The sequence below is a fragment of the Tunturibacter psychrotolerans genome, from assembly GCF_040359615.1.
GTDB classification, from domain to species: Bacteria; Acidobacteriota; Terriglobia; order Terriglobales; family Acidobacteriaceae; genus Edaphobacter; species Edaphobacter psychrotolerans.
Map to the genome: position 1 here is coordinate 3,423,471 of NZ_CP132942.1, position 22,206 is coordinate 3,445,676.

Genomic DNA, 22,206 nt, shown 5'->3' on the forward strand with positions numbered 1-22,206 from the left:
CCTACAAGGATAAGGCGTGATGCAGTTACAAGCGAGAAGAGACTCAGGCTTGACATCCAAGCCCTTAGAACGCTACTGTCCCACTTAGGAAACGTTTACTGAATTCTAAGACGGCCATAATATTAATAGGTTGCCGTCGTTTTTAGTTCCAACCAAGGATTTAAATGACAATCGCCGCCGGGGTAGATTTTGGAACGTTAAGTGTGCGAGTGAGTCTTCTGGATAGTGAACGTGGGAGGTTGGGCACCGCGTCCGCGAACTATCCGTTACACCGAAAACGGGAAGACCCAGACTTTGCAACCCAGTCTCACGAAGACCAGATGCACGCCCTGGTTCAGGCAATGCGTGACGTGCTTCAGCAGAGTGTGGTGAACGGTACCGATGTTGTCGCACTTGCACTTGATACTACTGGCTCAAGCGTAATTCCGGTCGACGCGCAGCTTCGACCACTTGATGAATATTTGCTTTGGTGCGATCACCGTGCGCACAAAGAAGCGCGGCAAATCACTGCATTGGCCCATGCTGAAGGCCTCGAAGCGATCGATTGGTGCGGGGGGTTTTACTCCCATGAATGGGGGTTTGCGAAGCTGCTTTATTGGCTGCGCAACAACCCAGAGAAGCGAAAACGTTTCGCCACGGCGCTAGAACACTGCGATATGGTCGCAGCAACCCTCATCGGCGTTACTGAGCCGGCGTTGGTGTCACGAAGTATATGTGCGATGGGGCATAAGTGGCTGTGGAATCCACGCTGGGGCGGACTGCCGCCGCAGGAGTTTCTTTCGCGTCTGGATCCTCTGTTCGAAGGGATTCGTGCCAAGCTGGATGGCATCTACCGCACATCGGACTACATTGCTGGCCATCTCAGCCATCACTGGGCTAGAGAGATGGGGCTGAAATCCGGAATACCAATTCCAGTGGGGGCGTTCGATGCTCACTGGGACGCGATCGGCGCCGGTTGTCGTGAGGGTGATGTTGTGAATGTCGTGGGCACATCCACGTGCATCATTGCTATGAGCCGCGAGACACGGCTTGTCCCGGGGGTCTGCGGAGTCGTTCCAGGAAGCGTGCACCCGGAGTTCACTGGTATTGAAGCTGGCCTGTCTGCTACGGGGGATATTTTTGATGCGATCGCCCGACGGGCAGCCACAGACGTTCGTACCCTCTCAGCAGGATTGGAGGAGTACAAGCCAGGACAAACGGGATTGCTGCGCGTGAGTTGGGATAACGGGGACCGCACGGTACTGGTGAACCCCGATCTTGGGGGGCTGACGCTTGGATGGAACCTCATACATACTGCCAAGGACGAGCTCTTCGCTGCCATTGAGGGCACGGCATTTCACACGCGAATCATTTTGGAGCGTCTCTCCGAGCATGGTGTTCCGGTTGAAAGAGTGATCAACGCAGGTGGAATCCCCCAGAGTAATGTTGTGCTGAATCAGGTATACGCGGATGTGCTCGGCAAGACCGTGCTGGTGCCGGATGGAGTTCCCACAAGCCTGGGGTCTGGGATCTTCGCGCTGGTCGCGGCTGGCGTGTTTGCCTCCATTGAAGAGGCGCAGCAGAAGATGTGCCTTCCGCTCAAGGCCTACACTCCGCGTCCTGAAGCTGTTGAGCGGTATAACGAGCTATTCCGGCTTTATCGAGAGGTTTATTTTGCGTTTGGCCGACCTGGCAGCGCTGCTGCGGAGATGGGCCATGTACTGCCGGAGTTGCGCCGCATTGCTGCGCAGGCGCGCATCGCGACTTCTGAGCCAAAATTGTCGTTGATGTGAGCTTTAATCTGGGTCGGATTTCCCGCTGTTCACAAGTATTTTTTTTACGTAGGGATTCCGTGCGATTTCTGGGGTATTTTCAAAAAAGTGATGCGCAATCGTGGTGTTTCTGCATGGTAAATGTGGTGAAGTTGTGGTGATTTGTATGGCTGGAAACGTGCGATTTTCTGGGTCGAAAAAAGTGACAGGGTTTAAAGGTTTATTTTTGTGGTCAGATGCAGGCGCTACGAGGTAGGCGTCCGAGTCTGGGCCCGCGGGCGAGGTCGAGAGAAGTCGCTGAGGCCAAAATTTCGACCTGTCTTCCGAGGGCAGTTAGAAAAGACGGGCGAAGTGACGTTGCTTTCTGAGATCAAAGTTATAGGCGCCGAAACCTATGCGATCGGACAGAGCGTTTCCAATGCTTTTCTATTGACAGGGAAGAAGTTGACCTTGTAACGTGGGGCTTCAGAAAACGTTTCCCAAGGTCGAAGCTCTGCGAATTCCCGGTCGGTATTCCGCCCCACCTTCTTGCAGGCTGAACATGAAAGCATCTGAGCTGTGTTCGAGAAGTACGCTGGAGAATACGCTTCAATTATGAATTTGGACATAGCTCTTATCGCCTCTATGACCCTTATGAATCGTCAGCTCACGCATCTCGCGCCGATCGACATTCTGATCCTCGCGCTGTACTTCGTACTCGTGATCTTCATCGGTTTTTATGTGAAGGGGTCTACGAATACCAGTGAGGAGTTCTTCCTCGCGGGCCGTGAGATGACGGCGTGGATTGCCGGGCTAAGCTTCGTTTCGGCCAACCTCGGCTCGCTGGAGTTGATGGGCTGGGCAGGCGCGGCCTACCAGTACGGCATGCTGGCGATGCATTGGTATTGGATAGGCGCGATCCCGGCCATGCTCTTTCTGGGCGTCGTGATGATGCCTTTTTATTACATCTCCAAGACACACTCCGTGCCTGGGTATCTGCAGCTTCGCTTTGGCGAGGGCTCTCGGGGGCTTAGCGCGATCAGTTTCGGTTTCATGACCATTCTGATGTCTGGGGTCAACATGTATTCGATGGCCCTGGTGATGAAGGTTGTTCTCGGCTGGAATATAAGCTTTTCGATCTGGGTTGGCGCGGTCACGGTCGCGGTCTACGTTATGCTGGGCGGCCTGCGATCCGCGATCATCAATGAAGTCCTTCAGTTCGTACTGATCTGGGCGGGAGCGGCGCTGATTCCGATCCTCGGCCTGGTCGAGGCTGGAGGATGGGTAAACCTGAAGGCCCAGATCGCGCAGAATGTCGGATCTTCCGATTACACGCACCTGTGGACCACGCTGGGCCACTTCCGAGACAATCCGATGGGCGTCCACTGGACCGGTATCGTCTTCGGCCTGGGATTTGTGATCAGCTTCGGGTACTGGACCACTGACTTTCTAGTGGTGCAACGCGTGCTTTCTGCCAACAACCTGCGCGCCGCCAAGATGGCTCCAATCATTGGAGCAGCGTTCAAGATGGCTGTTCCTTTAATCGTGATCGTACCGGGCCTGCTTGCGCTGGCGGTGCTCAAGAACCCTGACGGCTCAATCCTCCACCTGGTCGGGGAGAATGCAGTCAACGCACAACACCCCTACAGTTATAACGAGGTGCTTCCTCTGATGCTGATCCGCTACTGTGGACCTGGCCTGCTGGGGCTTGGAATCACAGCTTTGATTGCGGGTTTCATGAGCGGGATGGCCGGAAATGTTAGCGCCTTCTCTACGGTCTGGACCTATGACATCTATGGCGCCTTTATCAACAAGAGGGCTTCCGACAAGCACTATGTTTCGATGGGCCGATGGTCGACGGTGGTTGGGATGTTGATTTCGATCGGCACCGCGTACCTGGTTGCCAACGCCGCATCGATCATGGACTACGTTCAGGCGCTGTTCAGCTTCTTCATCGCCCCTCTATTTGGCACCGTGGTGCTGGGCATGCTGTGGAAGGGGGCGACTCGGGCCGGAGGCTTCTGGGGACTGCTCGCCGGAACCGTCAGTTCGATCGGAATGTGGCTTTATACGACTTATGGCGGAGCGGCAGCGCTCAGCCGTATCGCGCTCTCGGTCGATGCTCGACCCATGGCGGAAAATCTGTATCGGGCTCTGTGGAGCTGGATCATCTGTGTCGTTGTGACGGTGGCAGTGAGTTATTGCACAGAAGCTACACCTGTCGCTAAGCTCTCGGGTCTGGTTTATGGCGCTACCACTCTCCCAGACGACGGTGCGGAGGGTCTGTGGCAGAAGCCGACCTTCTGGGCGGTCGTGGTTATCGTGATCTTTTTCATTCTCAATATCGTTTTTTTCTAGTTTATTGAGAGCACATACGGTGCGCGGAGGTAGTTGAGATGGCTGAGGGGACAGGACGTGGCGAGATGCTCTCGATCTGGTTCTTCGTGGGCGGGCTAACGCTTCTTTACGGTTTGGTACTGCTGCCGTATGGGGCCTGGGAGTGGCTTGCGCATCGTGAAGCTCCGACAGTTCTCAATCAGCTTCATCCCACGTTCTGGTGGGGCCTGCTGCTGACTCTGTTCGGCGGCTTTTACACCGTTCGCTTCCGGCCGCGGACGGGTGACATCAATAAAACTTAGAGCTGCTTAGAAAAGAGAAACATGAATAATTTTGAGGGTCTTGAAATATGGTTTGTGACTGGGAGCCAGCATCTTTATGGTCCCGAAGCGCTGGCCCGGGTAGCAGAGAACTCGCAGAAGGTTGCTGAGTCTCTGAGCGCAGAAGATTCGATCCCGTTCAAGGTCGTGTTCAAACCCGTTCTCACGACGGCAGAGGAGGTGCGCGGGCTCTGCCGAGAGGCGAATAACGCGGAGAAATGCATTGGGCTCGTTCTGTGGATGCACACTTTTTCTCCGGCAAAGATGTGGATCTCGGGCCTGAGTTCGCTTGTCAAACCGATCCTGCACTTTCACACACAGTTCAACCGTGAGCTTCCTTGGTCCTCCATCGATATGGACTTCATGAATCTGAATCAGGCGGCCCATGGAGACCGTGAGTTCGGATTCATTACTGCGCGTCTACGGCTGGCACGCAAGGTGGTGGTCGGCTTCTGGCAGGATCCGGAGACGATCGCGGAGATCGCTGCATGGACGCGGGCCGCTGCGGGCTGGCACGAATCCCAGAATCTGAAGGTGGCTCGCTTCGGTGACAATATGCGCGAGGTTGCGGTGACAGAGGGCAACAAGGTCTCCGCGGAGGTACAACTTGGGTATAGCGTGAACGGGTATGGCGTGGGCGATCTCGTTGTGCGGATGAACGAGGTTACAGACGCTGAGGTGGACAGGCTGGTCGCGGAGTACCGTGAGTCCTATTCGATAGCGAAGGAACATGACAGGATCGATGCGTTGCGCGAGGCGGCCAGGATTGAGTTAGGTCTTCGTGCTTTTCTCGAAGACGGTAACTTTGGCGCCTTTACCGATACCTTCCAGGATCTGCATGGGATTGGACAACTTCCTGGAATTGCGACACAACGTCTGATGGCTGACGGTTATGGGTTCGGCGGTGAGGGAGACTGGAAGACCGCAGCCCTGGTTCGCACGATGAAGGTGATGGCTCATGCGCTGCCGGGTGGCACGTCCTTTATGGAGGATTACACGTACGATTTCAGCGGAACTCCGAAGGTTCTTGGATCGCACATGCTGGAGGTGTGCCCATCGATTGCGGCAGGGAAGCCATCGCTTGAGGTACATCCTCTTGGGATTGGCGGGAAGGCCGATCCGGTGAGGCTTGTCTTTACGGCCCCGAGCGGGCCGGCGGTGGTGGCTTCGATGATTGATATAGGAGATCGGTTTCGGCTGATTGTGAATGAAGTGGATGTGGTTCAGCCGGATGAGCCTCTGCCGAAACTGCCAGTGGCGCGGGCTGTGTGGCTGCCAAAGCCGAGCCTGAAGGTTGCTGCGGCTGCGTGGATCTATGCCGGGGGAGCGCATCATACGGGCTTCAGCCAGGCCTTGACGACGGAACATATGGAGGACTTTGCGGAGATCGGAGGGATCGAGCTGATCGTTATTGATGCGGAGACTCGGCTTCGTGAGCTGCGCCGGCAACTTCGATAAGCGTGTGTGTTTTTTAGCTTGGAAGAAGGGAAGCGAGGAAGCGATGTTGCTGGAGAAGCTGAGGGAAGAGGTGCTGGAGGCGAACCTGGAGCTGGTGCGTCAGGGGCTCGTTCTGTACACCTTCGGAAATGCTTCGGGCGTTGATCGGGAGCAGGGGCTTGTCGTGATCAAGCCTTCCGGCGTTGCTTACGATGAGATGAAGCCGGAGCATATGGTCATCGCCGATCTTGAAGGAAAGATCGTTGAGGGTGAGCTGCGGCCATCGTCAGATCTGGATACGCATACTCTGTTGTACCGGGAGTTCCCCGAAATCGGCGGAGTGGTGCATACGCACTCTGAGTTTGCTACGAGCTTTGCGCAGGCCAGACTTCCAATCCCTGCGCTGGGCACGACGCATGCGGATTATTTTTACGGGCCTGTCCCGGTGACGTTGCCGCTCTCGGATGAAGCGATCGGCGGCCGGTATGTTCACGAGACCGGATTGGCGATTGTAGCGCGCTTTAAGGGGGAGGGTGATTCGAAAGCGATTGATCCGATGGCAGTGCCGGCGTGCCTGGTGGCCGGCCACGCTCCGTTTGTGTGGGGGAAGACGCCGCACGATGCCGCGCACAATGCCGTGGTGCTGGAGGCGGTGGCACGCATGGCTTATCGGACGGTGTCGCTTGAAGCAAATGCGATAGGGGTTTCGCAGGCGCTGCTGGACAGGCATTATTTTCGCAAGCACGGAAGAGACGCGACGTACGGGCAGGGGAAGTCGTCATAAGGCGTCGACTGGGAGAAGGCATTTCCCATGTAGCAAAGCTTTGTCTGTTGGTAGGAGAACGGATTCGTCGCACAGAGTGTCTGGGAAACGTATACTCGGGCGCGTCTCGAAAAACCTAATACTAAGGGAATTTTATTTTATGAAATGCGTCTCCGGATTTCTTGCCTACACCCTTCTGGCCGGCTCGGTTTGTGTGACGGCTCAAACCGCCAAACTTACGATAGACGCTTCGGTGAACACATCACCGGTCAGCCCCACGCTGTATGGGTTGATGACGGAGGAGATCAACTTCTCCTACGACGGAGGGCTCTATGGCGAGATGGTGCGGAACAGAACTTTCGATGCGCACTGGCCGCGCTTCGAGCATTGGGTGACAGTGACGCAAGGTAACGCGCAAGAGAAGTTCGACGCGGACGAGACTGGGCCGAGCGAGGCGCTGCACAAGAGCCTGAGGTTGACCATCAAACAGAGTTCTCCCGGGAACGAGGCGGGTTTGGCTAACGCCGGTTATTGGGGGATGGCAGTGCGGCCTTCGACGATCTATCGAGGATCTTTTTATGCGAAGGCGGAAGGGGTGGGTACCGCTCGTGCGAAGTTAGTCGCGGATGAGACGGCGGCAACGCTGGCCGAGACTACCGTGGATGTGAAGGATGGCGATTGGCGGCGGTATAGCTACAGCCTGAAGACTGCGGCGGGTGTTAAACCAGGCATGAAGAACCATCTTGAGATCACCTTCACCCATCCGGGCAGCGTTTCTTTCCAGCTGATCTCTCTGTTTCCACCGACGTTTCACGATCGCCCAAATGGCAACCGGCCGGACCTGATGGAGATGCTCGCGTCCATGCATCCGAACTTTCTACGATTGCCAGGTGGCAACTACCTCGAGGGCGATACTGTTGAAGAGCGGTTTAATTGGAAGGAAACTGTGGGTCCTCTGATTGACCGTCCGACGCACCGTAGCCCTTGGAACTATCAGTCTACCGACGGAATGGGTCTGCTTGAGTTTCTGGAGTGGTGCGAAGACTTGAAGATGGATCCGGTTCTGGCGGTCTACGCTGGATATTCCTTAAAAGGACAGCATGTGGGCGGTAAGGAGCTCGAGCCGTTCATTCAAGATGCGTTGGATGAGATTGAATATGTCACGGGGGATGCCAGCACAAAGTGGGGTGCAGTGCGGGTCAAGGATGGACATCCGGTGCCGTTCGCATTGCACTACATTGAGATTGGCAATGAAGATGAGTTCGATAAGTCGGGGAGCTACGAGGAGCGATTCGAGCGATTCGCCAAGGCGATCCGGTCGAAGTATCCGCAGTACAAGTTGATTGCGACGACCCCAGTGAAGAGCGCGATACCGGACGTTATCGACGATCACTACTATTTGACTCCGCAGGAGTTCTTCGATTTGGTTCATAAGTACGACACGATGGACCGAAACGGTCCAAAGATTTTTGTGGGCGAGTGGGCGACGCGGATGGGTTCTCCGACGCCGAATTTCGGTGCAGCACTGGGCGATGCGGCGTGGATGACAAGTATGGAGCGAAACAGCGACCTTATCGTGATGGCTAGCTATGCTCCGCTGCTGACAAATGTGAATCCGGGCGGTATGCAGTGGTCGACGGATTTGATCGGCTACGATGCGCTTCACTGTTACGGATCACCAAGCTACTGGGCTCAGGTCTTGTTTGCGCAACATCTTGGCGATCATACTGTGATGTCGGAAGCGGAACAGGTGAATCCGCGCTTCTTCTGGTCGGCAACCGTATCCACAAACGATAAGATGCTGCACCTGAAACTGGTGAATGGTTCGGACAAGACTCAGGAACTCATGATGGATGTGACAGGAGCAAAGGATGGTCCCGCGGCAATGAATTCGCTGCATGCTGCAACATGGTGGGATACAAACACCATCAGCAGGCCGGATGTTATCAAACCGATCTTTTCAAAAGTAACGGTCACCCCGAAGAACTGGAGACACAGTCTGACGGGAAATACGATTGAAGTTATCGACATTCCTCTGCAATAGGTGGAGAAGCTGTATATGAACCCGATTTAGGAGATATCTTTTTACTGATCGGTCAGTTGGGCCAACAACGAGTTGCAGCTCTATATTGACGCCGTAGGGGAAGCCTCTAAGCCCCTAAAGCTGGATCGCCTATTCGAGTCCTTGGACGACAAAGGAGGTCGATTCTTGGCAGGGCCCCGTCAGAGGCCGGTGTGGAACAAATCCAACCGCGAACATCTCATCATCAGATCAGAGCCGGATGCGACTCGCAAAGCTGCAGATTCCGCCGTAAGAGAGCTCGGCTGGAGCAAGCCCTACTTTGTTGACGCTGACCATATCAACATGAACACTGTGAGCCGCTTTCTTGCTCCGTGCGACTTCTTCACGTTGGACGTCGCAGACCTGATCGGAAAGCCGGCCGATCCGAAAGAGGTGGCAAGGTTCGTGCAAAGTCATCCTGAATTGGTCGGCACGGTGAATATTTCAAATGTAGAGCTACCTTTTAAAACGGACCGACAGTTTGTGGAAGGCGTGGCGCACAAGCTTCTTGCGGCGGTTGAGATTGCTGCCGACGCCGGAGGCTGTCAATGAATGGGGCAGTGAGCAGTTCACCTCGGCGCTCCGGCACGATCAGAACAACGGGAAGTACAATCGCAGCCTTCGGCAGCTGCTTCATGTGGGGTTCAAAGTGGCGGCTAAGCTGGGAGACCGCTACCTCAAGGAGTTGGAGAGTCATGAGACCGTCATCTCGCGGAACGTGACAGCCAACCTATTTGAGCGGCACATGCGGCCTGTGTTTCTGGGCTTGTGACCGCTCATCTGGCATGGAGTCGACGGACTGTTTCTTAGAGTTCGAAATCAGTGTGCTTAAAGAGATCGGGGCCAGAACACTGTTCTGGCCCCGCGGTTTGCTTCTTTGTGGTTAGAACTCCACGCGGAAGGTGAGTTGGAGAGAACGTGGGCTATTGGCTGTCGACCCAACGGTACCGAAGCCGGAGTCGTGGGGATTGTTGTCAGGAGTATTGAAGACGTGTCGGTTGAAGGCGTTGAAGGCTTCGGCACGGAACTGGAAAGCTACGCGTTCGGTGATGAAAGTCCGCTTGATCAAGCCGAAGTCTTCTTCGAGGTAGCCGAAGGCGCGGTCGTCGGCCTCATAGGCGGGTTTGTCGCCGAAGGCATAGGAGGTTGTTCTTGTGATGTTGGCGTTGGGATCGCTAACGCCAGCGGGGTTGTACCAGAGGTTCGATCCCGCGACTGCAGGGTTGAACGATCCGTTCCTTCTGGCAGCTGAACGCAGGCTCTGTCCAGGCACGAAGTTGTAGCGTATGCAGTTGTCGTATCCGGGAATAGCAGTTGCGCAGCCGAAGCTCAGGGGCTGGCCACTCTGGTATCTCTGGATGCCACTGACTGACCATCCGCCGACAATGTAGTTGAGGGCGCGGCCTTGGCTCAGGAAGGCCTTGTTCTTACCAAAGGGCAAGTCATAGATGTAGCTGATGACGAAGATCTGCGGCGTGTCCTGTGGGGAGACGGCTTTTTCTGCTTTGAGGTTGAGGGGGTTCTGGATGCTGGCGGTGTAGGCGCCTCCGAGGCTGCCACCGATGATGTTGCCGGTATCGGTGAGGATCTTCGACCAGGTGTAGGAGGCGAGGAGGTTGAGTCCGTTGCGATAGCGGCGTTCCAGCTTTGCCGTCAGCGCGTTGTAGGACAACTGGCCGTGGTTTTCGCCGTAGGCACCGGTGTTGACGGTGTGGTATTGGGGGAAGGGCCTCAGGGCCTGCGCAACGGTTCCCTGGAAGCCAGCGTAGGGTTCGGGAACTCCGTCGACCGGCGCACCTGTGCCCGCGAATGGATCGCTGAGTTGGGAGCCGAGGTTGAAGTTTTGCTGAGGGAGATTGTTGAGGTAGAGCAGGTTGGAGCCGAGGTGAATGCCTCGCTCACCGAGGTATCCGAGGGTAAGGATCAGGTCGGTCGCGAACTGTTGTTGAACGGTGGCGGTCCAGGTCTGGTCGTACCCCGGTTTGCCGAAGTCGCGTCGAGTGTAGTTGACGTTCTGGCCGTTCAACTGGCTGCGGTCAAAGCTGGGGCTCGTGGGAATGTTTGGAACGCCAAATTCTCCGGGATTGGCGATGCCGGGGCTATGGAGCGAGCCGGGATCGAGTAGTTCGCCGGCTGTGAAGGGGTTCGCGTTGTTATTGATCTGGCTGATGGAGGAGTAGCCTGCAGGGACTCCACCATATATCTGCTGCCATTGGAGGATGGGAGCATTGAGTCCACTGTAAGCAGCGGAGAAGACGGTCTTGTGATCGAGCGAACTCGGAGCCCAGGTAACGCCTACGCGCGGCTCGACGTTCTTGTAGTAGACGTTGGAATAGCGGGAGCTGAAGCCGTCCTTTCCTGCGCCGTTGCCGGCGAACTCCAAAGCTCCAGGGGTATTCGTGCCCTGCGCGCCGGTGTTGATGATGTTGGGGTTGAACTGCGACCCGAAGTTGTGGAACTCCTTGAACGGGAGATCGACGTCGTAGCGAAGTCCGAGGGACAGGTTGAGATCTTTGTTGAGTTTGAACTCATCCTGAACATAGAGTGCACTGTATTGGCCGACGTTCCGAATGGTGACGAAGTTCTGCTTGACGGTGGCCTGTGCGACCTGCCCGAGGAGGAAGCTCGCGAATCCGTCTCCACTGTTGGCGGTGGTGGTGGGGGTTCCGGCTGTCTGTGCTCGGCCGAAGACAGTGCTACCGCTATCCACGCTGATGAAGCTGGAGATGGAGACTGCGTAACGGTATTCGCCACCGATGGTTAGGTTGTGACGGCCCTTGGTCAAGGAAATGGCGTCGCTGATGTAGTAGGAGTTGTCGGAGATCTTTGAGTTGAACCCGTTGTTGTTCGGATCAACGTAATCGCCGAAGTTTACCCTACTGCTCTCATTGTTGTTAGGACCATTGATGAGAATGCCGGGAAAGTAGAACCCGCTGCCGCCTGGAAGTCCGACAATTTGAGAGTAGTCTTTGCCCTGTGATGGCGTGATGAAGCCTTCCTTGTTGAGCACACGAGTGAAGGCAATCAAGGCGTGGTTCAGCAGGGTTGGCGAGAAGATGTGATCGTACCCAACGCGGACCAGGTGTGTTGGAAGATCCTGGGATGTTAGAAACGAGGTGACGGGGAGTTGGAATTGAGGAAGATTGTTGTTGTTCCGGACGTTGTCGCGGACGTTGTAGGAGACGAACACTCTGTTGTTCTGCCCGAAGGCCTGATCGATGCGAATGGATTCGGCAGTACTGATAATGGGGTAGGTTCCGGCAAAGGTGAAGTTGTTGGTGAGCGCATTGGACGCCTGCGGAATGTAGCCGACGATGGCTTTGGCTACCGGGCTGATCGGAGAGCTGATGATGTTGTTGAGATAGGCAGTGCGACACTGTTGGCCGTTAACGGTCTGGGTGGTTGAGGGGTCAAAGACCTGGCCTGCGCGGATGGGAGTTCCATCGCAGGGATTGATGATCTGTTTGTTATTTGAGTCGAGGATCGGTGCGCCGATGTTGGCCGAGAAGTCGCCCTTAAGGTTGGCTGGCGTTGGCAGAGTGATGAGGTTGGAGTAGCCTTGGGTTTGGCGGAATTGCTCCCAAGCGAAGAAGAAAAATGTCTTGTCCTTGCCGTTGTACAGATGCGGAATGCGCACGGGTCCGCCCAGGGCAACGCCATAGTTATTTTTGTTGTCGGGCGGGGTGCCGTTGCTGGAGGTAGGGCCGTTGCGACCGCGATCGAGATTGTTGAACCAGGTGTTGGCATCGAGATCTGTGTTGCGATAGATCTCGAAGGCTGTGCCGTGATAGTCGTTGGTCCCGGATTTGGACGCGTAGCTCTGGATACCGCCGGTGGTTCGTCCATATTGTGCCGGGATACCGCCGATCAGGACCTTGAACTCACCGGTCGCTTCGACGGAGGGAAGGATTTCGTTGGCGAATCCGTCGCCGAAGCTTTCTACCTGAAGGCTGGCTCCGTCGAAGAGGATTTCGCTGCCGAAGGCCTGCCCGCCGGAGACGCCGCCCTCAAAGGTGCCACCGCTGGTTCCAGTGCCGTAGGTCGCGGGAGTGAGGAAGACGAAGTCCTGCGAGTTGCGGATGGCAGAACCATTTGTAGATAGTGGAAGATCAAGCACTTGCTTGGGCGAGACGACCGTTCCGACGTCGGCGCTCTCGGTCTGAACCTGCGGCGCGTCGACGTTGACTGTAACAGTTTCGGTTTCGGAACCGATGGAAAGGCTCACATCGAGCGTGGTTACGGACTGGATCTGCACGACTACGTTCGTCCTGTCGATCTTGCGAAAGCCGCGGGCCGCAACGCTGACGGTATAGCTGCCGATTTGGAGGGACGGGAAGTGGTAGTCTCCGGCGGAACTGCTGACGGTTGTTGCAGTCTGGCCTGTGGCGACGTTGAGCGCGACCACCGCAGCTCCGGCGACGGTTGCTCCGCTAGCGTCTGTGACAAGCCCTGAGATCGCTCCCTGATTGGACTGCGCGTTGGCATAGTTGCTGAAGGACAGGAGAAATGTGATCATCAGCCCGAGGAGAGAGGTGTATCTGATTAGAAATCGCATTGGTAGACCTCCAAAATGTAGGCCCGTCCTGATCCATGGACAGAGAGGATTGGATGGAGCCCGTTCTAAGCGATTCAGCAGTCGGTTCTTGGCTCTTAAAGCTTCGACGTAGGTATACAATTCCGTTTCAAGTAAACGATTACTCAAAGATTTTCAACGCGACGATCCTATTTGGTCGCAATTGAAAATGTCAATCAAAAGTATTACTTTTTTGGGTCCGTTTGGTTCAAAATCGTTTACTTGATCGTCTATTGAGGATCCGGCAACGCAATTTGACCTCTTAGAAGAGGGAGTTTCTGTCCCGAATAAGATCACGGCTGTGTAGAATTTGCATGTTACTCCGTGTGGTATCGAGATCGTCTAAGAAAATGTTTACACTGAATGACCTCGGAACGGGCATGATGCGAACAAAAGGAAATTCGACGGCATTTCGGATCTGGCGAGCGAGACTTTATTTGCTGCCAATGGCTGTTTGTGTCATTGGACCGCTCACGGTTCCGTTAATGGGTTTGTCGTTTTCTCCGGTCAAGAGTTTGGATAGTTTGAGCAGTGCTTTCACTCCATTTGCCGACCAGATGGCTTCAAGTGGCGGAACGGAAGCAGCTAAAGAAGATCCGTTGCGACGCGCGAAGCAGGACATGCACAACTCCGACTTTGCAAACGCAGAGGAGGTCCTGCGAGAGTTTGTAGAACACGAGCCAAATTCCGCAGACGGTCTCTATCTTCTCGGCGAGGTTCTAATGCGGAGAGCTCAACCGAAGGAATCACTACGCATATTTACGAAAGCTGCGGCTGAACGCCGTCCTACGGGCGAAGAACTGCGCCTCGTCGGGCTGGACTATATTCTCCTAGAGGATTACGCCGATGCGATCCGTTGGCTAAGGCGTGCAGCCGAGCTTTCTCCGAACAATGCTGACACTTGGTACAGCCTGGGACGTGCGCAGTACAGTAATGGGGACTTTTCGGGTGCGGAGTCTTCGTTTCGGCGAGCACTTGTTTTCGATAGCCAAAGCATGAAGGTGGAGAACAACCTCGGACTGGCGCTTGCGGCTCAGAATCAGCCCGAGAGGGCGATGGAAGCGTATCGCCAGGCTGTGGCGTTGCAAAATAACACGGCGTCCCAGAGTGAGCAACCGCTGCTGAACCTCGGGATACTGCTGATCGACCAGAACCGGCCTCAGGAGGCCTCTGAGGAACTGATGCGGGCCACCGTAATTGCGCCAACTTGTGCGCAGTGCCATGAGGCATTGGGTAAAGCCTTAGTGGTTTTGAACCGACTACCTGAAGCGGAAAAAGCGTTGGAGACGGCCGTTGCGCTGGAGCCGTCGAACCCGCGGTTTCATTACTTGCTGGGACGGGCGTACAAACGGAGCGGCGAAATGGAAAAGAGCCGGAACGAACTGCAACGGAGTGCGGAACTCTACGGATCGCACTCAACGCCTACGCGATGAAGGTTGGGGCCCCGAGTCTTGTATTCAGGTGCCCTTAAACTTCCACTATGCTATGCGCAATAAGACTCTCGGTTGCCGCGCGGATGTCCGATTCGACTGGCAACGCCATTACTCAAAAGATATCTTGTAAACGTAGGCGTACTTGCCGGGGTTGACGGAAGGAATCTGGATGTGCAAACCGTCGGCCTCTTGCGTGAACGGTAAGTTGCCGTCATGCCCCAGAAGACTTACACTGCCGACACTCCTCGCACCAGTTTCGCCGCTGCCAAGGGTTTGTATTACAGCCTCTGCGTTTGCGGGCCATTCCATCTCAATGGCGTAGAGAACACCCCCCTTTGTGGTGAAGCGAAAGTCTTGCGGGGTATAGGGGACCGTGTCGGTGTCGTGGAACGAGCCTTCCTTTACTTTTGTGGGACCTTCGCCGAAGACGGACCAGGGACGAGTCCCGTAGATGGCGTCGCCATTCACCTTTAGCCAGCCCCCTACGTCGAGCAGGATGTGCTGCACTTCATCCGGGATTGTACCGTCAGAGCGCGGACCGATATTCATTAGCAAATTGCCGTTCTTGCTGACGACATCGGCGAGCTGCTGAATGATGACGGCGGGTGTCTTGAAGGTGTCATTTTCTATATATCCCCACGATTTGTTGCTTACGGAGGTGTCGGTTTGCCAAGTGACCGGCAGAATTGAGGAGGTCTGGCCGCGCTCGATGTCGAGAACCGCGGAGTGCTTTTCCATATCGACGAGCTTGTAGTTGATGATGCCGATAGTGCCGTGTCTCAAGGACTCGTTGTAGTAATAGGCTGCAAACTGAGCGAGATATGGACGTACCGATGGCTGTCCGATCCACCAGTCGAAGTAGATTAACTCAGGGTTATACTTTTGCACAATTTCAGCATTGCGCGCGACCCAGTCTCTGGCATAAGCGGGACTTAGGTAGGTCCAGTCTTCGGCCAATACATCGTGATTGGCATCGATTCTGGGATGAGCTGGGCCGTAGAAATCTGCATACTTGGGCTCGTTGACATCAGAATCCTGTTTGCGTCCTCCGTCCAAGAACCAATCGTGTTCAATGCGGTGTGACGAGGCACCCAGATGAAGGCCCTCGGCACGTATGGCTGCTGCGAGTTCTCCATCCACATCCCGGTGGGGGCCCATCTTTTTTGAAGTCCAGTCAGAGAGATCGCTGTCGTACATGGCAAAGCCATCGTGGTGTTCAAAGACCGGCACGACGTAGCGTGCACCTGATTCTTTGAAGAGTCTCGCCCATGCCTGGGGGTCGAATTTTTCAGCCTTAAACATGGGGATAAATTCCTTGTAGCCAAAACTGGTCACCGGGCCGTATTTCGCCAAGTGGTGTTTATTGACCTCCGATCCTTTGACGTACATCTCGCGGGGATACCATTCACTGCCGAAGGCCGGAACCGAGTATAGGCCCCAGTGGATAAAGATGCCGAACTTTGCGTCCTTGTACCATTCGGGGACTTCGTAGGTTGAAAGGGATTGCCAGTCGGGTCGGAAGGGCCCTGCGGCGGATACTCTTTGAACAGTCGCAAGAATGTCATCGCGTTGTTTGTCGTATTTAGAGCTGGCTTTCTGCCATGCTTCGTCGATCGCGATTGCGCTTTGACCTTCGGTAGGGTGATCCGCCTTAGCACCTTGAGCGTGCAGTGGTGGACACACTGAACTCAAGGCGAGAAAGCATGCTGCTATCGATAGGAATGTTGGGTGCAGCGGGGTATAGGGATTTGTGCTCATTCCTGACTTTCGCATTCGAATCATCATTTGTTCCACAGTTTACTTGGAATCGGCTTACTATAACGTTTACTATAACGATGCAAATTTATTTCATCTCTACATTTAACGCAGAAATTCAAGAAGCGTTCCAAGAGAGACGATCAGGCGAGGGTGCTAACAAAGAAGGCAGCACGAGGCAATTCTGAAATCACTGCGCTTCTTTCGAGAACTCTGTTACTTCAAATGCGGGACTCGAGCGTTGGGAACATCTAGTCAGACCGAGGGAACTGTAGACTTTTGAAAGGGTCTGTGCGATGCGCTACCGGAAGCTTGGTCTGACTGAATTGAATGTCTCCTTGTTGGGGTTTGGGGCGTCCCCCCTTGGGGACGTATTTTTTCGGACGAATCCTGAGGAGGGGACGCAGGCTGTCCATCATGCTATCGATGAAGGCGTGAATTTATTCGATGTATCCCCTTACTACGGGCTAACTTTGGCTGAAGAACGTCTCGGGAGCGCTCTTGTAGGAAAACGTGACTCCGTTATTCTCGCGACGAAGTGCGGTCGCTACGGCGACCATATATTTGATTTTTCCCCGAGGGGCGTCACCAGCGGTCTGGAGGGCTCACTGCGCCGACTTCGCACGGACTACGTCGACCTACTACAAGTGCATGACATAGAGTTTGGTGACACGGAACAGGTTATAAACGAGACTCTTCCGGCGTTGAGGCAACTACAGAAACAGGGGAAGGCTCGCTATATCGGCATTACTGGATATTCCCTAAAGACGTTGCTTCGTGTGGCTGCCGAATTGCCGGTAGACGCCATGTTGAGCTACTGCCGCTATAACCTGTTGGTCACGGACATGGACGTAGCCCTAGTTCCGTTCGCGCGTCAACACGAAATTGGCCTGATCAATGCGTCTCCGCTGCACATGGGAATGCTTACAGAGAACGGGGCGCCTGAATGGCATCCCGCTGAGCCCGCAGTCCATGCAGCAAGTCGACGAGTGGAGGCTATTTGCAAGGCGAAAGGCGTGAGTCTGCCAGAGCTTGCGATTCGTTTTTGTCTTGCCCATCCTTACGTATCTAGCACACTCGTCGGTATGGCTACACAGCGTCAGGTAGATGAAAATTTGAGAGCACTCAACGCCGTAGATGATGATGAGCTAATCGCAGAGATACAAGCGGTCATTGTGCCAGATCAAAATGCCGTGTGGCCGTCTGGCAGGGAAGAGAATTATGGTTGATCGGAATAAGGACCAGTTGGTGACCGCCCAAGGTCGCGCGCGTAGACGCATCGATGCTCATCACCACTTCTGGCGCTACTCGGCCGAACAATATGCATGGATTGACAATTCGATGAGTGCGTTACGACAAGACTTTCTTCCTGAGGATTTGGCTTTGGAGTTGAAAAAGTGGGTATAGATGGCGTGGTAAGCGTACAAGCGCGACAGAGCATCGAGGAGACACGCTGGCTGCTGGAACTTGCCGAGGCACAACCGGAGGGAGAACGCTGGATCTGTGGCGTGGTTGGTTGGGCGCCTCTTACTAGACCTAAATTTCCGGCGGTATTGGAAGAGCTTCGACGGCATCGCCTGCTGAAAGGGCTTCGCCACGTCCTACAGGCCGAACCGGACGACTACATGCTGCGTGATGCCTTCAATGAAGGTATTGCCGCCGTCGGCAGGGCAGGTCTCGTGTATGACGTTCTGGTTGTAAACCACATGCTGCCGCAGGTGATCGATATGGTGGATCGTCATCCTAACCAGATTTTTGTGTTGGACCATATGGCCAAGCCCAGTATTGCTGCGGGAGCTCTGGAGCCATGGAGCAACCAGATCCGTGAACTGGCGAAACGGGAGCACGTCTACTGTAAGGTCTCTGGCCTGGTAACTGAGGCGGCTTGGCAAACATGGGCGGCTGATGATTTGAGACCATATTTCGACCTAAGCCTGGAGGCGTTCGGCCCACAACGTTTGATGGCCGGTTCCGACTGTCCTGTGTGCACGGTGGCCTCAAGTTATGAGCGTTGGTTTGCAACTGGACCTGCTGCTTTCGGCCCTTACGGCTTCGGAAAAGGACTTCATCTTTGGAGTGGTCGCAGCAAATGTTTATCAACTAGACGCAGAACTGGATTCTTATTCGAAGAATTGAGAGATGAAACTTCGAGTTAGGGGATTGCTATGCAGGCATTGATATTGAAGAGACCGGGAGAGGTGGCAATCGAAGAGGTGCCTCCGTTGGTATGCCCGGAGGGTGAGGTTCGATTGCAAGTGAAGAGAGTGGGCCTATGCGGCAGCGATCTGAACAGTTACCGGGGAAAGAATCCGATGGTTTCATTTCCTCGTGTTGTTGGACATGAGGTCGCGGCTACGGTGTTGGACGATACGCCTGGACACCCCGCTCTATCCGCAGGGACGAACGTGACTCTTTCACCTTATACAAGCTGCGGGCACTGCGCCTCCTGCAAACGCGGTCGGCCCAACGCGTGCCAGTTCAACCAGACGCTCGGCGTTCAACGAGACGGCGCTTTGACGGAGTACATTGCACTGCCGCCTGAGAAGTTGTATCCCGCTAACCTTTCGTTGAAAGAGCTTTGCCTGGTTGAGCCGTTGACTATTGGATTCCACGCCGTTGCACGCGGACGCGTCACTGAGACCGATACCGTGGCAATCATTGGTTGCGGCGGTGTGGGCTTGGGTGCCGTGGCGGCTTCCAACTGTAGGGGAGCGAGAACCATTGCGATCGATGTCGACGATGAAAAGTTGAATATCGCACGGAAGTCTGGTGCGACGGACACGATCAACACCAGGCAGGAGGGATTGCACGAACGTCTGGTAGAGATGACTGGCGGACTCGGTCCCGATGTTGTGATCGAGGCGATCGGTCTTCCAGACACGTTTCGTGCGGCAGTGGAAGAGGTTGCGTTTACGGGACGCGTTGTTTACATCGGCTACGCGAAGGAGCCTGTGGCCTACGAGACGAAGCTCTTCGTGCAAAAAGAATTGGATATCCTTGGCTCGAGGAATGCTCTGCCGGAGGATTTTCACGCTGTCATCCAGATGCTGGAGCAGGGGCTCTTCCCCTTAGACGAAGCGGTTAGTATCGTTGTCCCCCTAGAGGAGGCGGCGGAGGCGCTTGCCGCATGGAGCGGCGATCCGTCTCGATTCTCCAAGATTATGATTCGTCTCGATTGACCTTATCTGTACTCGTGAGAACACCACTATGCTTCCTGTTCCGACTCCTTCCGTTGAACAATCCGCCGTAGGGCGGACGCCGGATCCTTCGCCGCGCAAGACACTAATCAGAGAGGGCAATACTGTTCCTTTTGTTCTGGTGACATCTCTATTTTTCCTGTGGGGTATCCCGAACAACCTGAACGATGTCTTGATTCGTCAGTTTATGAAGTCATTTACGATTACCCGCTTCGAAGCTGGGCTCGTGCAATCGGCGTTTTATATGGGGTATTTTCTACTGGCGATGCCGGCGGCAGTGTTGATGCGAAAGGCGGGATACAAAATAGGAATGATAGTGGGACTTCTGCTCTTTGGTCTGGGCACATTTCTTTTCTGGCCGGCAGCGCTGGTGGGGCGGTACAGTTTTTTTCTGGCTGCCCTATTTGTAATCGCGAGCGGTCTCGCCTTTCTGGAGACGGCTTCGAATCCTTTTATTACTCAGTTGGGCGATTCTGCAGGCTCTGAGCAGCGACTCAATTTGGCCCAGGCGTTCAACCCTCTTGGCGCGATCACAGGGGTGCTCATCGGCACGATCTTTATCTTCTCTGGCGTAGAGTTGTCTCCGGAGGCGATTAGTCTAAGTAAGGCGCAGCATACCTATGAGGCTTACTTGCGTTACGAGACCTTGCGCGTTGTCAAGCCTTACCTGGCACTAGGTTGGATTGCAATCGTTCTGGCCGTGATTCTGATTTGTACTAAATTCCCGAGTATTTCAAACGAAGACGCCACTAAGATCTCGGAGGAGAAATATGGACGGATCTCTGACTTATTGGGCAGCGCGCGTTTTCTGATGGCGGTGGCAGCTCAGTTTATGTATGTGGGCGCTCAGGTGGGAACGTGGAGCTACTTTATTCAGTATGTACAAACCTACGTCCATCAGACCGAGAAGCTAGCCGGGCTAGTTCTGACCGGAACGCTGATCGCGTTTGCTTTGGGACGGTTTGGTTCGGCGTGGCTGATGCGAAGGATCGCGCCGCAAAAGCTCATGGGTTATTACAGTCTGGTCAACGTTGCACTCGTTGCGGTTGCGATATTTTTTCCGGGGTGGGTGGGGCTATTTGCTGTGTTCTTCACCAGCTTCTTTATGTCGATCATGTTTCCTACCATCTTTGCGTTGGGGTTGAAAGGGCTTGGTCCGAATACAAAGATTGGCGGTTCTTTTCTGGTAATGGCTATCGTTGGGGGGGCCGTGTTGACGCCACTAATGGGATTGATCTCTGAGTGGTGGCATAGCGTTGCGCTGGCTTATATCGTTCCGTTGGTGTCGTATATTTGCGTGGCTGCGTTTTCCTTCTCAGCAGCGGTGGCGAAGGCCGGAAAAGCTGACTTCGTTCGAAGCTGAATTGCAGAGTTATTCTTTCGCGGTCTGGCGCGAAGTACGAGCCGTGGATGCGCGTTCCACCAGATGCGGTTCAAGCAGTACACTCTTCGGTTGCGGCGTTGCCTTAGACTCGACAATGCTGAGCATCAACTTTCCCGCACGCGCGCCAATCAGGGCGCTCTGCTGGTCTATGCTGGAAAGCGGAACCCGCAAGAGATCAGAGTAGTGCAGATTGCCACATCCGATGATGGCGATATCTTTAGGTATGCGGAGCCCAGCGGCTAGAATCGCTTCCATCGCTCCAATGGCCATAGGGTCGTTGTAGCAAAAGACTCCATCGGGCTTCGGATGCATCGCCAAAAGACGCTGCATGGCAAAGTTTCCCTGGAGTCTGCTTTCGATGTCCACAGTCTCCCGTAGAATGACGTATTTGTCGGAGAAATTCAGGCCGCCGCGCTCCAATGCACGCTTGTATCCTTCCAGGCGTTTCGCGCCGGTGCTGTTCTCCCGCCCGCGAATATGCGCGATGCGCTTACAGCCGCGGTTGATGAGATGCGTGGTTGCGAGATCTCCAACTGCGATATCATCGGTACCAACGAAGTTTGCCGAAAGTCCGGTAAATTTGCGATCAATCAGAACATAAGCTTGTTGCTGCTCGTCGAGTCTCTGAAGAATAGCGGACGATAGGGTCGATGCGGCGATGACCAGGCCATCAGGACCTCGCGCAACCATGTGTTCGATCTCCTGTTCTTCGAGTTCGGGATCCTCCTCTGACGATGCGATGATTAACGAGTACCCACGGGTTCGGATGACGCGAGCCAGAGATTTTGCCACTTCTGCGAAAAAAGGATGAAGGAGGTCTGGGACGACGAGACCTATGAGGTAGCTGCGTCCAGTCACCAGACTGCGGGCTGTGACATTTGGCCGATAATGAAGCTCTTTTACACGCTGCAAAACCCGTTGGCGGGTCTCCTCTCCGATATCCGGATGGTCGCGGAGGACCTTTGAGATCGTGACGACGGAGATGCCGAGATCTGCGGCGATGTCTTTCATCCTTACAGGCATAACGAGCAATATACAAGATGGGAGCGTGTCATGAATCCGAGGTCTGCATTACGAGATTGAATAAATTCGCCGAAGAAGTTCTTACGGAGTTGCCGGATTCGCGGGGCGATGCCGTATCGTCATTACCTTTCGCAAGCATGGAAAAGTTGTGACGTATGTGCAGGGCGGCTATCTTAGCGCAGTCATATCCGA

16 protein-coding genes are annotated in these 22,206 nt (G+C 54.7%); 13 read left to right on the top strand and 3 right to left on the bottom strand.

Annotated features, from left to right (window positions below; translation table 11 throughout):
- Positions 1-164: 164 nt before the first annotated feature.
- The 8 genes from RBB77_RS14210 (at position 165) to RBB77_RS14245 (ending at position 9,421) form a co-directional block, all read left to right on the top strand.
- Positions 165-1,772, top strand: coding sequence for a ribulokinase (locus RBB77_RS14210; protein WP_353062404.1), 1,608 nt, complete (start codon positions 165-167; stop codon positions 1,770-1,772).
- A gap of 573 nt (positions 1,773-2,345) precedes the next feature.
- Positions 2,346-4,088 carry a sodium:solute symporter family protein gene (locus RBB77_RS14215; RefSeq protein WP_353062405.1) on the top strand — a complete coding sequence of 581 codons (1,743 nt, stop codon included), beginning with the start codon at positions 2,346-2,348 and terminating at the stop codon, positions 4,086-4,088.
- 38 nt (positions 4,089-4,126) lie between these two features.
- A complete protein-coding gene (locus RBB77_RS14220; protein ID WP_353062406.1) occupies positions 4,127-4,369 on the top strand; it encodes a hypothetical protein in 243 nt (80 codons plus the stop codon).
- Positions 4,370-4,390: 21 nt separating this feature from the next.
- Entirely contained in the window at positions 4,391-5,845 is a 1,455-nt protein-coding gene (gene araA / locus RBB77_RS14225; protein WP_353062407.1) for an L-arabinose isomerase, read from the top strand.
- 43 nt (positions 5,846-5,888) lie between these two features.
- Entirely contained in the window at positions 5,889-6,608 is a 720-nt protein-coding gene (locus RBB77_RS14230; RefSeq protein ID WP_353067633.1) for an L-ribulose-5-phosphate 4-epimerase, read from the top strand.
- Between the two features lie 139 nt (positions 6,609-6,747).
- Positions 6,748-8,631, top strand: a complete 1,884-nt coding sequence (locus RBB77_RS14235) for an alpha-L-arabinofuranosidase C-terminal domain-containing protein (protein ID WP_353062408.1) — start codon at positions 6,748-6,750, stop codon at positions 8,629-8,631.
- Positions 8,632-8,796: 165 nt separating this feature from the next.
- Positions 8,797-9,201: a hypothetical protein gene (locus tag RBB77_RS14240; RefSeq protein WP_353062409.1), complete on the top strand. Its 405-nt coding sequence runs from the start codon at positions 8,797-8,799 to the stop codon at positions 9,199-9,201.
- A complete protein-coding gene (locus tag RBB77_RS14245) occupies positions 9,173-9,421 on the top strand; it encodes a hypothetical protein (RefSeq protein ID WP_353062410.1) in 249 nt (82 codons plus the stop codon). Before RBB77_RS14240 ends, RBB77_RS14245 begins: the two co-directional genes overlap by 29 nt.
- A gap of 111 nt (positions 9,422-9,532) precedes the next feature.
- Here RBB77_RS14245 and RBB77_RS14250 read toward each other — a convergent pair whose 3' ends face one another.
- Positions 9,533-13,204 carry a TonB-dependent receptor gene (locus RBB77_RS14250; RefSeq protein WP_353062411.1) on the bottom strand — a complete coding sequence of 1,224 codons (3,672 nt, stop codon included), beginning with the start codon at positions 13,202-13,204 and terminating at the stop codon, positions 9,533-9,535.
- Positions 13,205-13,746: 542 nt separating this feature from the next.
- On the opposite strand from RBB77_RS14250, the gene RBB77_RS14255 reads away from it, so the two are divergent.
- Positions 13,747-14,655, top strand: a complete 909-nt coding sequence (locus RBB77_RS14255) for a tetratricopeptide repeat protein (RefSeq protein WP_353062412.1) — start codon at positions 13,747-13,749, stop codon at positions 14,653-14,655.
- A gap of 108 nt (positions 14,656-14,763) precedes the next feature.
- Here RBB77_RS14255 and RBB77_RS14260 read toward each other — a convergent pair whose 3' ends face one another.
- Positions 14,764-16,413 (bottom strand): alpha-L-fucosidase, encoded by a 1,650-nt coding sequence (locus tag RBB77_RS14260; RefSeq protein WP_353062413.1) that lies wholly within the window; start codon positions 16,411-16,413, stop codon positions 14,764-14,766.
- Positions 16,414-16,706: 293 nt separating this feature from the next.
- Here RBB77_RS14260 and RBB77_RS14265 point away from each other — a divergent pair, with 293 nt between their 5' ends.
- The 4 genes from RBB77_RS14265 to fucP all read left to right on the top strand — a co-directional run bounded on the left by RBB77_RS14265 (position 16,707) and on the right by fucP (position 20,970).
- A complete protein-coding gene (locus RBB77_RS14265) occupies positions 16,707-17,639 on the top strand; it encodes an aldo/keto reductase (protein ID WP_353062414.1) in 933 nt (310 codons plus the stop codon).
- 168 nt (positions 17,640-17,807) lie between these two features.
- Complete coding sequence (locus RBB77_RS14270) at positions 17,808-18,566, top strand: amidohydrolase family protein (protein ID WP_353062415.1); 759 nt, start codon at positions 17,808-17,810, stop codon at positions 18,564-18,566.
- Positions 18,567-18,575: 9 nt separating this feature from the next.
- Positions 18,576-19,589 (top strand): zinc-binding alcohol dehydrogenase family protein, encoded by a 1,014-nt coding sequence (locus RBB77_RS14275; protein ID WP_353062416.1) that lies wholly within the window; start codon positions 18,576-18,578, stop codon positions 19,587-19,589.
- Between the two features lie 28 nt (positions 19,590-19,617).
- The gene (fucP, locus tag RBB77_RS14280) at positions 19,618-20,970 is read left to right on the top strand and encodes an L-fucose:H+ symporter permease (RefSeq protein ID WP_353062417.1); all 1,353 of its coding nucleotides are present in this window, start codon (positions 19,618-19,620) and stop codon (positions 20,968-20,970) included.
- A 9-nt stretch (positions 20,971-20,979) separates the two neighbouring features.
- On the opposite strand, the gene RBB77_RS14285 is transcribed toward fucP, so the two are convergent.
- The gene (locus RBB77_RS14285) at positions 20,980-22,014 is read right to left on the bottom strand and encodes a LacI family DNA-binding transcriptional regulator (protein ID WP_353062418.1); all 1,035 of its coding nucleotides are present in this window, start codon (positions 22,012-22,014) and stop codon (positions 20,980-20,982) included.
- Positions 22,015-22,206: the final 192 nt, after the last annotated feature.

Excerpts from the sequence above, each read along its gene's own strand:
- RBB77_RS14235 (WP_353062408.1), top strand. The coding sequence starts at position 6,748 with ATGAAATGCGTCTCCGGATTTCTTGCCTACACCCTTCTGGCCGGCTCG.
- RBB77_RS14250 (WP_353062411.1), bottom strand. The coding sequence starts at position 13,204 with ATGCGATTTCTAATCAGATACACCTCTCTCCTCGGGCTGATGATCACA.
- RBB77_RS14215 (WP_353062405.1), top strand. The coding sequence starts at position 2,346 with ATGAATTTGGACATAGCTCTTATCGCCTCTATGACCCTTATGAATCGT.
- RBB77_RS14265 (WP_353062414.1), top strand. The coding sequence starts at position 16,707 with ATGCGCTACCGGAAGCTTGGTCTGACTGAATTGAATGTCTCCTTGTTG.
- RBB77_RS14230 (WP_353067633.1), top strand. The coding sequence starts at position 5,889 with ATGTTGCTGGAGAAGCTGAGGGAAGAGGTGCTGGAGGCGAACCTGGAG.
- RBB77_RS14285 (WP_353062418.1), bottom strand. The coding sequence starts at position 22,014 with ATGCCTGTAAGGATGAAAGACATCGCCGCAGATCTCGGCATCTCCGTC.
- RBB77_RS14210 (WP_353062404.1), top strand. The coding sequence starts at position 165 with ATGACAATCGCCGCCGGGGTAGATTTTGGAACGTTAAGTGTGCGAGTG.
- RBB77_RS14260 (WP_353062413.1), bottom strand. The coding sequence starts at position 16,413 with ATGAGCACAAATCCCTATACCCCGCTGCACCCAACATTCCTATCGATA.
- fucP (WP_353062417.1), top strand. The coding sequence starts at position 19,618 with ATGCTTCCTGTTCCGACTCCTTCCGTTGAACAATCCGCCGTAGGGCGG.
- araA (WP_353062407.1), top strand. The coding sequence starts at position 4,391 with ATGAATAATTTTGAGGGTCTTGAAATATGGTTTGTGACTGGGAGCCAG.
- RBB77_RS14220 (WP_353062406.1), top strand. The coding sequence starts at position 4,127 with ATGGCTGAGGGGACAGGACGTGGCGAGATGCTCTCGATCTGGTTCTTC.
- RBB77_RS14275 (WP_353062416.1), top strand. The coding sequence starts at position 18,576 with ATGCAGGCATTGATATTGAAGAGACCGGGAGAGGTGGCAATCGAAGAG.